Annotated in this window: 9 protein-coding genes; 6 read left to right on the forward strand and 3 right to left on the reverse strand. The window is 69.4% G+C overall.

What is annotated here, in order from left to right; translation table 11 throughout:
- Nucleotides 1-116: 116 nt before the first annotated feature.
- The 5 genes from AC5Y7V_RS13595 (at nt 117) to AC5Y7V_RS13615 (ending at nt 8,737) form a co-directional block, all read left to right on the forward strand.
- Nucleotides 117-1,301: an acyl-CoA dehydrogenase family protein gene (locus AC5Y7V_RS13595; protein ID WP_499880545.1), complete on the forward strand. Its 1,185-nt coding sequence runs from the start codon at nt 117-119 to the stop codon at nt 1,299-1,301.
- A gap of 234 nt (nt 1,302-1,535) precedes the next feature.
- Nucleotides 1,536-2,990 carry a condensation domain-containing protein gene (locus AC5Y7V_RS13600; protein WP_499880546.1) on the forward strand — a complete coding sequence of 485 codons (1,455 nt, stop codon included), beginning with the start codon at nt 1,536-1,538 and terminating at the stop codon, nt 2,988-2,990.
- Nucleotides 2,991-3,011: 21 nt separating this feature from the next.
- Nucleotides 3,012-4,370: a hypothetical protein gene (locus AC5Y7V_RS13605; RefSeq protein WP_499880547.1), complete on the forward strand. Its 1,359-nt coding sequence runs from the start codon at nt 3,012-3,014 to the stop codon at nt 4,368-4,370.
- Between the two features lie 19 nt (nt 4,371-4,389).
- Nucleotides 4,390-5,802: a hypothetical protein gene (locus AC5Y7V_RS13610; protein ID WP_499880548.1), complete on the forward strand. Its 1,413-nt coding sequence runs from the start codon at nt 4,390-4,392 to the stop codon at nt 5,800-5,802.
- A gap of 55 nt (nt 5,803-5,857) precedes the next feature.
- Nucleotides 5,858-8,737, forward strand: coding sequence for an MMPL/RND family transporter (locus AC5Y7V_RS13615; protein WP_499880549.1), 2,880 nt, complete (start codon nt 5,858-5,860; stop codon nt 8,735-8,737).
- On the opposite strand, the gene AC5Y7V_RS13620 is transcribed toward AC5Y7V_RS13615, so the two are convergent.
- Together AC5Y7V_RS13620 and AC5Y7V_RS13625 are read right to left on the reverse strand one after the other, a co-directional pair.
- Nucleotides 8,734-9,411 carry a response regulator gene (locus AC5Y7V_RS13620; RefSeq protein WP_499880550.1) on the reverse strand — a complete coding sequence of 226 codons (678 nt, stop codon included), beginning with the start codon at nt 9,409-9,411 and terminating at the stop codon, nt 8,734-8,736. The two genes, AC5Y7V_RS13615 and AC5Y7V_RS13620, sit on opposite strands and share 4 nt — an antisense overlap.
- Nucleotides 9,393-11,078, reverse strand: a complete 1,686-nt coding sequence (locus tag AC5Y7V_RS13625; RefSeq protein ID WP_499880551.1) for a sensor histidine kinase — start codon at nt 11,076-11,078, stop codon at nt 9,393-9,395. The genes AC5Y7V_RS13620 and AC5Y7V_RS13625 overlap by 19 nt, the downstream gene beginning before the upstream one ends.
- 106 nt (nt 11,079-11,184) lie before the next feature.
- Here AC5Y7V_RS13625 and AC5Y7V_RS13630 point away from each other — a divergent pair, with 106 nt between their 5' ends.
- A complete protein-coding gene (locus AC5Y7V_RS13630; RefSeq protein WP_499880552.1) occupies nt 11,185-12,087 on the forward strand; it encodes an NAD-dependent epimerase/dehydratase family protein in 903 nt (300 codons plus the stop codon).
- 7 nt (nt 12,088-12,094) lie between these two features.
- Here AC5Y7V_RS13630 and AC5Y7V_RS13635 read toward each other — a convergent pair whose 3' ends face one another.
- On the reverse strand, nt 12,095-12,916 hold the full coding sequence (locus AC5Y7V_RS13635; RefSeq protein WP_499880553.1) for an alpha/beta fold hydrolase: 822 nt from the start codon (nt 12,914-12,916) through the stop codon (nt 12,095-12,097).
- Nucleotides 12,917-12,949 lie beyond the last annotated feature (33 nt).

Genomic DNA, 12,949 nt, shown 5'->3' on the forward strand with positions numbered 1-12,949 from the left:
ACGCGAGAACCGTCAGCACCGACTAATTCCTGACTGCCCGCCCGGAAAGGCACAGCAATGGTATTAACTACGGTCACTGATATCAGTTTTCTGCCGACCGATGATGGGAAACGACAATGACGTCGATAGCCGACACGGACGATCGGGTGGCCTCGCTGGCCCGTGGCATGCGCGACCTCGTGCGGGCCGAAGCCGCCGAGTCCGAGCGGGCGCGCACGCTCACCCCGGCGATCGTCGACGAGATGTGGGCCAGCGGGCTGATGTCCTCGTTCAACCCCGTCGAGGCCGGCGGCGTCGAACCCTCGTTCGCCGCGATGATCGAAACCTGGATCGAAATGGGTTGGCAGGACGGGTCGTTCGGGTGGATCGGCATCGCCAACCTGCCCTCGTCGTTCGCCGCCGCGGCGTACCTGCCCGCCGAGGGTTTCGCCGAGGTGTTCACGGCCCACGACAACCGCGTCACCCTGGGCGGCCAGTTCTTTCCCAACGGGCAGGGGACCGTGGTCGACGGCGGCTACACCGTGAGCGGGTCGTGGAACTTCGGCTCGGGCATCGGCCACTCGCAATACGTCGCCGCCGGGTTTTTTCCGATGGACAACGGCGAGATGCGTTGGATCAGCGAGGGCTTCCCGGAGATGCGCGTCGCCGTCATCCCACGCGACCAGATCAGCTTCAACGACGGCTGGTTCGTGCAGGGGCTCAAGGGAACTGGCTCCTATGACTACAGCGCCGAGAACGTGTTCGTGCCCGACAGCCGCACCTTCGAGCTGTTCGTCCGCCAGCCGTACCGGGGCACGTCGCCGGCCACCCGGATGGGGCTGATGCCCGTGACGGCCGCCGGTCACGCCTCGTGGGCGCTGGGGGTCTCCAAGAGCATGCTCGACGACGTCCAGGAGCTGGCCGCCACGAAGTTCCGGATGAGCGACATGGCGGCGCTGGCCAGCCGCCCGACGTTCCAGAAGGGGCTGGCGCACCACCGGGCCGCCTGGCGCGCCGCCCGCCTGCTGGTGCTCGACGCGTTCACCACCGCCGAGACCGCCGTCGCCGCGGGCGACGAGCTGACGCCGGCGCTGCGGGCCGACATGCGGGTGGCCGCCGTCTACGCGACCGACACGGCCCGGGCCTGCGCCGAGTGGGCGCACCTGGTGGCGGGCACCAGCTCGATCCGCGAGGGCAGTCGCCTGGAGCGCGCCTTCCGCGACATCTACACCGGCACCCAGCACGCCTTCATCAGCGAGAAGGTGGCCATCGATGTGGCGCAGATCTGGCTGGGCATCATCGAAGATCAGCCGGGGCTGTAGCCCCCGCCCTGACCCCTTAACGGCCCGCGCGCCTTGCTGAGCACAATGCGCAAAAGCACGTAATCGTCGCTTATTTCGACTATCGCCCACAACAGCGACAGGGCCTCTGCCGCGCCGTAAGTTCGGTTTCAGCAAACAACCGAATACGCCGCACAAATGCCTCGTCGAAACCCAATTCGCACTAGCGCGAAGGGAATTCGTCGGAAATCCGCGGCATAAAAAGGGGACGGGAAAATGGTCACACTCGGCAGCATCAATGGATGGCAGCCCGGCGACGGCTCGGTTATCACGTGGACGGCTTCGGCCGCGGCGCGGGCGGCGGCCCGGGATGCGCGGCGCAGCGATCTGGCACCGACCTACCAGCGCGGCCGCCATCTTCGTGCGGCCTACGAGGCAAAAGCGAAGGGCGTTCGGCTGCCCCGGTTGATGGTGGTGGCCTGGGACATGCCGGGCGTCTGCGACATCCGGGCGATGACCGAAACGATCAATGCGCACGTCCGCCGCCACGACGCCTACCACGACTGGTTCGAATTTCGCGACGGCGTCCCGGTCCGCCGGATGATCGACGACCCCGCCGTCATCGACCTGGTGCCGACCGACTTCGGGCGGATGGGCACCGAGCAAATACGGGCGCACGCGCTGACGACCACGCCGGAAACGCTTGAGTGGGACTGCTTCACGTTCGGCGTCATCCAGCACGCCGACTACTTCACGTTCTACGCCAGCATCGACCACCTGCACATCGACGGCATGTCCGCCGGCCTGATCTTCTTCGACATCAACCTGATGTACGAGCAGCTGTCCCAAGGCGACGAGGCCGCGGAGGCCCCCGTCCTCCCGGGCATCGCGAGCTACCGCAGCTACGCCGCGCGGCAGCGCGAGCAGGTGGCGAGCCTGACCGCCTCCTCCCCGGGGATCCGGGGCTGGATCGAGTTCGCGCAAGACACCCGTGGCGACTGGCCGAGCTTCCCGCTTCCGGTCGGCGACACCGAGGCCGGCAACAAGGGTGTCTTCCTGACGGTCGACCTGCTGGACGCCACCGCAACCGAGTCCTTCGAATTCGCCTGCGACGCCGCCGGCGCCCGGTTCAGCGGGGGAGTGCTGGCGTGCGCGGCCCTGGCCGAGCACGAGTTCACCGGCACCGAGACCTACCACGGTTTCACGGCGTACGACACGCGGACGCCGGGAGTCGACTCGATGACCGTGGGTTGGTTCGCCAACCTGGTTCCGGTCACCGTGCCGATCGGCGCCACCACGTTCGCCGAGGCGGCGCGGGCGGCCCAGAAGTCATACGACGGCGCCAAGCACCTCGCGGGGGTGCCGGTGGAACGAGCGCTCGAGCTGGCGACCCCGCTGGGGATCGCGCCGCCCACCGCGCGGGCAATGATGGTGTCCTTCATGGACTTTCGCAAGATCCCCGCCGCCACCCTGTTCGAGCAGACCAACTTCGGAACCTACGCCGACAGCCTGTCGCACGGCGGAATCAACCTGTGGATCAACCGGCAGACCGACAAGACCACCGCGACGATTTCCTTCCCGGACAACGCGACGGCCCGCAAGTCGGTGCATCGCTACCTCGCGGCGCTGACCCAGGCGTTCGCGTACGCCGTCAACACCACCTCGGATTGGGTGGATGCCGTTGCGGAGCACGCGAATTCGAATCACGGCATCCCGGTCATCAGCCTCTGAACACAGAAAGGACCAACCGAAATGAGCAATGTACTCGATCTGTTCGACCAAACCGTCTTCCGATTCGAGGAGGCGACCAACGTCACCAGCGTGGGGCAGTGCGTCTGGGTGTACAACCGCGCCGTCGACATCGACGGCCTGCGCCGGTTCCACCGCCACCTCCAGCGGGGGCGGCTGTCGCGCCGCATCGAACGCTCGGCCCTGCCGTTCGGCCGTCACCGCTGGGTGTCGCCCAGCGACGAGTCCGAGCTCGAGATCGTCGCGACGCCGCGGCCGCGCGAGGAATTCGACTCCTGGCTGCGCGAGCAGGCCGCCACGCCGCTGGACGCCCAGCGCGGTCCCGGCTGGCGTCTCGCGGTGCTCCCGTTCACCGACGGCGGCGCCGGCGTCAGCCTGGTCGCCCTGCACAGCCTGGCCGACGGCATGGCGGGCTGCCTGGCGGTGGTGGAAGCGGCCTGCGGTTACGACAGCGCCATCGACTGGCCCGCCGCGGGGTCGCGCCGGTGGTGGCGGGCCCTGCGCGAGGACGCCCGCCAAGCCGCCCGCGACGTCCCGAGCGTCGGGCGTGCGATGGTCGCGGCGGCCGCCGCGGCGCGACTCGCGCGGCGTAACCGCTCGGGCGCCGCACCCGCCGGCCCGCCGCCCGTGACCGTGGCCGTGGACGGCCCCATCACCATCCCGACGGCGACGATCTTCATCGACGCCGACGAATGGGACGCCCGCGCGGACGCCCTCGGCGGGACCAGCAACGCGCTGCTCGCGGGCGTCGCCGCCCGCCTCGCCGAGCGGGTGGGACGGATCGGCGCGGACGGTTCGGTCACCCTGTCGATCCCCGTCAGCGAGCGCACCGCGGACGACACCCGCGCCAACGCCGTCGCCAACGTCGACGTCACGGTCGACCCGGGGCCCGCCGCGACCGACCTGCGCGAGATCCGCGCGGCCATCAAGAGCGCGCTCATCCAGCGTCAGGAGGTGCCCGACGAGCGCGAGGCGCTGCTGCCGCTGGTTCCGCTGCTGCCCAAGCGGATCGCCAGGCGATGCGTCGGGGTCGCCACCGGCACCGCGACCGGCGTCGTCTCGTCCAACATCGGCGCCGCCCCGGCGGCGGTGAACCGGCTGGACGGCACCGACGCCGACTTCGTCTGGGTGACGTCCCTTTACCCGGGCATGACCAAGGCGACGCTGCATCGCATCGGCGGGGTGCTGGCCTTGCTGTCGGCGCGGGTGAATGGACAGGTGTTCATCTCGGTGCAGGCGTATCAGCCCGGCCGCAACAACTCGACGGCGATTCTGCGCCAAGCCATTTCGAGCGTCTTGGACGAATTCTCGCTCAACCTCATCGATGACCGGTCGCGCCCCTTTGCGGCCCAGGCGATCTGACCGACACGGAGTGAAGACAATGAACAACACACTCGACCTGTTCGACCAGACCTTCTCCAGCCTGGACCGGGCGACCGGCGTCCTCGGCCAGCTGCAGTGCGTCTGGGTGTACGACCGGGAGATCGACGTCGACGGCCTGCGGCGATTTCACCGAAACCTGTTGCGGGGCCGGCTGTCGCGGCGCATCGAACGATCGGCCCTGCCGTTCGGCCGCGACCGCTGGGTGTCGACCAGCGGCCGCTCCCGGCTGGAGATCGTCGCCACGCCGAGGCCGCGCGCCGAGTTCGACGCCTGGCTGCGCGAGCAGGCGGCGACCCCGCTGGACGCCGAGCGCGGACCCGAATGGCACCTCGCGATGCTGCCGTTCAGCGACGGCGGCGCGGGCGTCAGCCTGGTGATCCCGCACGCCCTCACCGACGGCATCGGGCTGTGCGACGCGCTGGCGGACGCGGCTTGCGGCCGACCCGATCGCATCGGCTGGCCCGCCGCGGCGTCGCGCGGGCGGTGGCAGGCGCTGCGCGAGGACGCCCGCCAAACCGCGCGGGACATCCCGGGCATCGCCCGGGCCCTGGCCGGCGTGGCGCGACAGGCGCGGGCCGGCGCCGCGCAGGCCGGGCAGCCGCGGGTGCTCCCCGCCGCCCCGGACCGACCCGTCACGCTCCCAACGGAAACCGTCTTTGTCGACGCCGCCGAGTGGGACGCCCGCGCGGCAGCGCTCGGCGGGACCAGCAACACCCTGCTCGCGGGGCTGGCCGCCGGGCTGGCCCGGCGCGCGGGACGCGTCACCGACGACGGCCGGGTCGCCCTGTCGATCCCTGTCAACGAGCGCACCGCGGGCGACACCCGCGCCAACGCCGTCGCCAACGCCGACGTCGCCGTCGACCCCGCGCCCGTGGCGACCGACCTGCGTGAGATCCGGGCCGCGACCAAGCGCGCGCTGACGCGGCTTCGGGACACGCCCGACCAGCGGCGCGAACTGCTGCCCCTGGTTCCCCTGATGCCGCGGCGGCTGATCCGGCGCATCGTCGGCGTGGCGGCCGGGAGCCCCACCGCCGTCGTCGCCTCCAACATCGGCGAACTCAACCCGGCCGTCTGCCGACCGGACGGCACGGACGCCGACCACTTCGCGATCAAGGCGCCCCATCCCGACGCGACCACGGCCGTCATGGACCGGTTCGGCGGAATGCTGTCCCTGGCGTCCGGACGGGCGAACGGGCAGGTCTTCGTCTCGGTCGTCGCGTATCAACCGGGCCGCCCCACCTCCAATGACGCTTTGCGCCGGGACCTTTCGGACGCGCTGAGCGACTTCTCGCTCGATGCCACGATCGGCTTTGCGTGCCCCGCGACGGCGAGCACAACGCGCAAAACCGTGGAATCGCGGGTAATTCCGAGTATCGCCGACAAGCGAGACGCGGCCGCCTTGGCGCCATAAATTCGGTTTAACCAGGCGAAAGTCATTCGCGGCCAGACTATGAGGGGTTTTCACCATGACCAACGAGTCCGCTACCTCCAAGGCAGGCGCCGGCGCGTTTTGGGCGCTGGGCCGCGTCGCCGTGCGCGCGCCCTGGCTCGTGATCGCCGCCTGGGCCGCGGTGGTGGCCGTGCTGGCCGTGGCCTTCCCCCCGCTGACGAAGGTGGTCGAAGGCCAGACGGTGCAACCGCTGCCGCCCAAGGCGATGGCCGCGGCCGAGCAGATGGCCAAGGACTTCGGGGAATCCGCCCAGAACGTCCTGATCGTCGTGCTGACCGACAATCGGGGCCTACAGCCGGCCGACGAGGACGCCTACCAACGGCTGGCCGCCACGTTGCGCGCCGACACCCGCGATGTGACCGGCGTGCAGGACGTGATGACCACGCCCGCGCTGCGCCCGCTGATGGTCAGCGCGGACAACAAGGCGTTCTATCTCGCGGCGATGCTTCGCGCGCCCGCCGGGTCTCCCGAGTCTTCGCAGGCGTACCAACGGATCACGGGCACCGTCAAGCACTCCACCGCGGGCACCTCGCTGACGGCGAACGTGACCGGCCAGGCCGCCATGGTCGGCGACATGTCGCTGATCACCGCCCGCGACTTGCACGTCACCGAGATCGTCACCGCGTTGTTCGTGCTGATCATCCTGCTGGTGATCTATCGGCGGCCGGCGACCGTCCTGCTGCCGTTGATCACCATCGGGGTCTCGGTGGCGTCGGCCCAGGGCGTGGTGTCCGCGCTGGCGCAGGTCGGGCTCGGCATCTCCGCTCTGACGATCGGGTTGATGACGGCCATGATCTTCGGTGCCGGCACCGACTACGCCGTCTTCCTGATCAGCCGCTACCACGAGTACATCCGGTCCGGCGCCGCCTCCGACCTGGCGGTGCGAAAGGCGCTGAGTTCCATCGGGGAGGTGATCGCCGGATCCGCGGCCACCGTGGCCGTCACCTTCCTCGGCATGGTCTTCACCCGTCTGCCCGCGTTCACGAGTATCGGCCCGGCGCTTGCCATTTCGATCGCGATCGCGTTTCTCGCCGCCGTGACGCTGTTACCCGCCATCCTGGTGCTGGCCGGCCGGCGCGGCTGGGTGGCGCCGCGGCCGCCGCTGACCGGCCGCCTATGGCAGCGTTCCGCGGTCCACCTGGTTCGCCGCCCCAAAACGCATCTGGTGGTGAGCCTTTCGGTGTTGGTCGCACTGGCCGGCTGCGCGGCCTTCCTTCGCCCCACCTTCAACGACCGCCTGCAGTTGCCGCAGTCGGCGCCGAGCAACGTCGGCTTCACCGCGATGGAGAACCACTTTGCAACCAGCGCCCTGCTGCCGCAATACATCTACATCCGCTCGCCGCGTGACCTGCGGACGTCGCGCTCCCTCGCCGACCTGGACCAGATGGCGCAGCGCGTGTCCCAGTTGCCCGACATCGCCGCGGTGCGCGGCATCACGCGGCCCGACGGCCAGCCGCTCGATCAGGCCAAGCTCAGCTCCCAGGCCGGGGCGGTGGGTTCCAAGCTCGAAGACGCCTCGACGCAGATCAGCGACCGGAGCGGCGACCTCGACGCGCTGACCCGCGGCGCCGACCAGCTTGCGGCAAGCCTGGCTCAGGTTCGCGACCAAATCCGCGGCGCCAGCGGGCCCATGACCCAGCTCAGCGCGACCCTGAACCAGGCCCAGCAGCAGCTCGGCGCGGCGGCCAACCTCATGGACAACGTGCGCGGGCTCGCGAACGGCTCCGCGTCTACGCTCGCCAACGCCGTCGCCGCAACGGGTTTCGCCGCACCACCCGCGACCCAGGGCGTGCAGGCGGCCGTGCAGGGCATGACCGCGTTGTTGGCGACGGCATCCAACAGCCTGCGGGCCGCTGGCGGCAACACCGCCGGCATGTCGCAGAAGATCGCCGGCCTGCAGGCGGTCGCCGACCAGCTGGCCGACGGCAGCCGGCAGCTGGCCGACGGCGTGCGGACACTTGTCGACCAGACCAAGCGGATGGGCAGCGGGATGAACCAGGCGGCCGACCTGCTGCTGTCGATGAAGCGCGACGCGACGCAGCAGTCCATGGCGGGCATGTACATCCCGCCCCAGGTGCTCACCTCGAACGACTTCAAGAACGCCGCCAAGCTGTTCATCTCGCCCGACGGGCATTCGGCGCGCTACCTCGTCGAAACGAAATTCGACCCGTTCAGCACCGCCGCGATGGATCAGGTCGCGTCGATCCTCGACACGGCGCGCGGCGCGCAGCCCAACACCTCGTTGGCCCACGCGTCGATATCGATGGTCGGGACGACCGCGATGTACAGCGCGATCCGGGGCTACTACGACCACGACGTTCGCCTGATCGTGATCATGACGCTGCTCATCGTCCTCGTCATCCTCATCCTGCTGCTGCGCGCGATCGTGGCGCCGCTGTATCTCATTGCCTCCGTGGTGATCTCGTTCCTGTCGGCGGTGGGGGTCGGGGTGATCTTCTTCCAGTTCGTGCTGCATCAGCCGATCTATTGGAACGTGCAGGCGACCGCGTTCATCGTGCTCGTCGCCGTCGGGGCGGACTACAACCTGCTGCTGATCACGCGCATCCGCGAGGAGTCGCGCACGGGCGTGCGCTCCGGCATCATCCGCGCGGTCCGCTCGACGGGTGGCGTCATCACCTCGGCCGGCATCATCTTCGCGGCGTCGATGTCGGGCCTGCTGTTCGGGAGCCTCTCGACCATGGTGCAGACCGGATTCATCATCGGCATGGGCATTTTGATCGACACATTCGTGGTCCGCACCGTCACGGTGCCGGCCCTGGCGGCGATGGTCGGAAAGGCGAACTGGTGGCCCGCCAAGAACCGCCGCGAGCAGACGCAGACTCGCATGAATTCGGCCACGACAGCGCGAGTTTGCGTCTGCTCGGCCCGGGATTAGCGGCGAATAGGCCGCTTGTCCTTTGCCGCGAACTCCTGCTCGGGCCGTCCCGTCGTGCCGTAGCGCAACCCGACGGAGACGTCGCCGGTGGTGGCCAGGCCAGCCAGATACCGTTGGGCGGTCGCCCGCGATATGCCGATCGCGGCGGACACCTCGGCGGCCGACATGGGTTTCTCGGAGGCCAGCAGGGCTTGTAGCACAAGCTGTTTGGTGGAGGACGCCGCGATGGTGGGCGGTGCCGCGGGAGCGATCCGCGGGCGCAGCGCATCCAGAGCCGCGTCCACGTCGCTGGAGCTCAGGTTGGGGCTCGCCAGAATCTTGCGGTAGCGCGCGTAGCCGGCCAGCCGCGCGGCCAGCTCGGTCGTCGCGAAAGGCTTGACGAGGTAGCTCAGCGCGCCCGCCGACATGGCCGCGCGGATGGTGGCCGCCTCCGTCGCGGCCGTCAACACCATGCTGTCCCCGGGCAATTCGCGGACGAAGTCGATTCCGGAACCGTCGGGCAGGTACACGTCGACCAGCGCGAGGTCGACGGCGGGGGCGCCCCGCGCGGCCTCGAGCGTGTTCACGGTGGCGGCCACCGTGAACCCGGGCAGCGTGTTGACGACCTCGGCGTGCAGATTGGCAACGCGGAAATCGTCGTCGACCACGAGCACCGTCAGGTCTGCTTCGCCCATTGCGCCTCCTCAACCATCACGCCCGGGAGCCGGGCGATGAATTCCGCGCCGCGCAGCGCCAGCTCCGGGTTGCCGGGGCTGGCCAGCCACAGGTCACCACCGAGGGCGCGGCTGATCTGGCGCGACAATGCCAGCCCGATGCCGCGCCCGCCCGGTATGCCGGAGTCCGGCTTGGTCGACGTGCCCTCGGTGAAAAGGTGCTCGACGAACTCGGGCGCGACGCCGTCGCCGCTGTCGGCGACCGTGATGTGCAGCGTCGTACCCTCTTGCAGCAGTTCGACTTCCACCTGCTTGGTGGTGTTGTCGCTCGTACGGGCCGCGTCGATGGCGTTGTCGAGCAGGTTGCCGACGACGGTGGTGACGTCGACCGGCAGCACGAGCCGACCGGACACCCAGGTGTTTTCACCGATCGTCAGCGTCACGCCGGCTTCGCGGGCGGCGGCGCCCTTCGCCGCCAGGAACGCCTGCAGGTAGGCGTCGCGGATGGCGTCGATGCCGGGCAGCGCGGAGCCCAGCGGGCCCGACCCGAGGAGCTCTTCGAGGTATTGCAGGCCCTCCTCGACGTGGCCGCCGTGCAACAGGCCGGTCAGCAGGTGCAGGCGGTTGGCGAACTCGTGGCGCTGCGCGCGCAGCACCGTGCTCATCACCTGCACCGCATCGAGCTGGCGGGTCAGCGACTCGACGTCGGTTCGGTCCCGCACCACCAAAACGGTTCCCAGCGGGCGTCCTTCGCGCGACACCGGCCGCGCCGAGACCACGACGATGCGCTCGCCGACCGTCGCCAACGTGGGGGTCGCATCGGAGGCGTTGAACACGTCGAGCACCCGCGGGGTCAACCCGATCTGGTCGACGGGCCGGCCCGTTTCGTTGCCGATCTCGAGTAGCCGGCACGCCTCGTCGTTGACGAAGGTCGTCTTGCCGGCCGTGTCGGTCGCGAGCACGCCCTCGCCGATGCCCTGCAACACCGCCGCCTGACTGCGCACCAGCTCGGTGATCTCGGCCGGGCGCAAACCCAGTGTCAGCCCTCGCCACCGGCGGGCCAGCAGCACAGAGCCGGCGACCGAGATCAGCAGGAGGGCACCAGCCATCGCGCCCAGCACGACCAGGTTCTTCGAGAACTGCTCGTCGAACGCCTTGGTGGACAGGCCCACGATGACCACCCCCAGCACGCGATCGGAACCCGGCTCGAACACCGGGACTTTCGCCACGATCGCGCGCCCGAGAACCGTGTCGTCATGCGAGGTCATCTCGTGTCCGGCCAGCGACGGGGCGATGTCGGCCTGGACGGGAAGGCCCAACCTGTCGCGTTGGGGATCCGCGACCCTGATGCCGCGCGCGTTGGCGATGACGACGAACGCCACATGGGTGCGTTGTTGCACCCGGGTCGCAACGCCCTGGATCGGACCCGTGGCAAGCTCGCCGACAGTTTCCGGGCTTGGGGTCAGTGGCCCGTCGTCGTACCGAGCGATGTTGGTGACCACCGTGGGGGATGAGGCCACCACGCGGGCGATATCCGTGGCGTGGACGTGGTATTGGCTATCGAGGCGCGCGCGGTTGAAAACGGCGAACAACACGAAGGCGATGATCAGCGTCAGCGTCACGACGACGAGCTGCAGCACCAACACCTGCGTGGCGAGTCGCAAGTCGATGCGACCCCGGGCGGCCATGGAAGGGACCCTACCGCGCAGGTGAGCACAATGCGCGAAAGTCAGTGATCATGTCGAGCGGGTACCCCGTGGGGTAGCGGCGCGGGGCCCTTTCTACTATCAGCGCATGCGCGGATCCAAGATCCTGATCACCGGCCCGACCGGTCAACTGGCCACCCCCATCGCCCTGGCGCTGGCGCCCGACAACGAGGTGTGGGGCGTCGCCCGGTTCACCAGTCCCGCGGCGCGCGAAGGCCTGGAGAAGGCCGGTGTCCGGTGCGAGACGGTCGACCTGGCGGCCGGGGACTTCACCGGTCTCCCAGACGATTTCGACTACGTCCTCAACCTGGCGGTGGCCAAGAGCGGGGACTGGGACACCGACCTCGGCGCCAACGCGGAGTCGGTCAGCCTGCTGATGGCCCACTGCCGCGGCGCGAAGGCCTTCCTGCACTGCTCCTCGGCCGCCGTGTACGACCCGCCCGGCGACGAGCCGCGCACCGAGCGAGCCGCCCTGGGCGACAACCACAAGTTCCTGTTCCCCACGTACTCGATCTCCAAGGTCGCGGGGGAAGTGGTCGCCCGGTCGATGGCGCGAATCCTCGACGTGCCCACCGTCATCGCCCGCCTCAACGTCCCGTATGGGAACAACGGCGGGTGGCCGTTCTACCACATGGAGATGATGCTGGCCGGCATCCCGATCCCGGTGCCGCCCGGCGGGCCGGCCCAATACAACCCGATCCACGAGGACGACATCATCGCGACGCTGCCGAAGCTGCTCGACGCGGCGTCGGTGCCGGCGACCACGGTCAACTGGTGCGGCGACCAAACCGTCAGCCTCCAGGAGTGGTGTGGCTACCTCGGCTCGCTGGTGGGCAAGGAGCCCGTCTTCACCGAGGACGCGCACGCGCTGCGCGGCAATCCCACCGACCTGACCCGCATGCACGAGCTCATCGGCGGCACGACGGTCGACTGGCAGGACGGGATGCGCCGCCTGGCCGCGAAGTTCCACCCCGAGCTGGTCAGCGCTTAGAGCCGAATCACAGGTGGGCCAAGAGCCGATCGGCGAAGGCCCCGGGATGCTCGCGGTGCATGAAATGCCCGCCGGGGACCTCCTCGACGACGTACTCGTTCTCGAACATGCGCGCGGCGCCCCGGTAGTCGGACGGCTCGGCGATCGGGTCATCGAGCCCCGCGAAGACAACCGTCGGCACCGTGATCTTCTCCTTCAGAGACGCGCTGGGGATGGGGGAGAGCTTGCGGTAGTAGCCGAACGCCGCGTTCAGGCTCGCGGGGTTCGCGAAGCTGGCGCGGACGGCGTCGAACTCGCCCGGATCCGGGTTCCAGGTCGGCGACCAGCGCCGGCAAATGGCCGGCAGCGCGGCAAAGTCGTTGCGCGCGAACCGTTTCGGCGCGCCCGGCAGCTTGTACGCCGCGAAGTGGCGGACGCCCCACAGCTTCTTCAGCGTCGGCTTGAGCGCAGCCGGATGCGGAATGCCAACGACGAACAGCTTTTTGACGCGATCCGGCCCGAGCGCGGCCGCGCCGTAGGCCGCCGAGGCTCCCCAGTCGTGCCCGATGACGATGGCCTCGCGGGCGCCGAGCGCCTCGATCAGCGCGAGCGGATCGCGCGCCAGCGTCTCTTGATCGGGGTCCCGGTCGGGGATCGCGCTGGGGTGGTATCCGCGCATGTACGGACTGACCGCGCGATAGCCCTGCGCGGCCAGCCGCGGGCGCAGATCGTCCCACGTATGCGGGGTGTCCGGGAACCCATGCAGCAGAAGGACGAGCGGCCCGGAGCCGTCCTCCAGATAGGCGAATCTCAGGCCGTTGGCTTCGACGAAGTGGATCTCATCGCCCATGGATCGGACACTACGCGCCTGCCCGGGCCGGCC

The sequence above is a fragment of the Mycobacterium sp. NGS34 genome (genome assembly GCF_059812845.1).

What these genes read in the sequence shown, in the direction of transcription:
- AC5Y7V_RS13600 (WP_499880546.1), top strand. Translation starts at nt 1,536, where the DNA reads ATGGTCACACTCGGCAGCATCAATGGATGGCAGCCCGGCGACGGCTCG.
- AC5Y7V_RS13620 (WP_499880550.1), bottom strand. Translation starts at nt 9,411, where the DNA reads ATGGGCGAAGCAGACCTGACGGTGCTCGTGGTCGACGACGATTTCCGC.
- AC5Y7V_RS13605 (WP_499880547.1), top strand. Translation starts at nt 3,012, where the DNA reads ATGAGCAATGTACTCGATCTGTTCGACCAAACCGTCTTCCGATTCGAG.
- AC5Y7V_RS13635 (WP_499880553.1), bottom strand. Translation starts at nt 12,916, where the DNA reads ATGGGCGATGAGATCCACTTCGTCGAAGCCAACGGCCTGAGATTCGCC.
- AC5Y7V_RS13630 (WP_499880552.1), top strand. Translation starts at nt 11,185, where the DNA reads ATGCGCGGATCCAAGATCCTGATCACCGGCCCGACCGGTCAACTGGCC.
- AC5Y7V_RS13625 (WP_499880551.1), bottom strand. Translation starts at nt 11,078, where the DNA reads ATGGCCGCCCGGGGTCGCATCGACTTGCGACTCGCCACGCAGGTGTTG.
- AC5Y7V_RS13610 (WP_499880548.1), top strand. Translation starts at nt 4,390, where the DNA reads ATGAACAACACACTCGACCTGTTCGACCAGACCTTCTCCAGCCTGGAC.
- AC5Y7V_RS13615 (WP_499880549.1), top strand. Translation starts at nt 5,858, where the DNA reads ATGACCAACGAGTCCGCTACCTCCAAGGCAGGCGCCGGCGCGTTTTGG.
- AC5Y7V_RS13595 (WP_499880545.1), top strand. Translation starts at nt 117, where the DNA reads ATGACGTCGATAGCCGACACGGACGATCGGGTGGCCTCGCTGGCCCGT.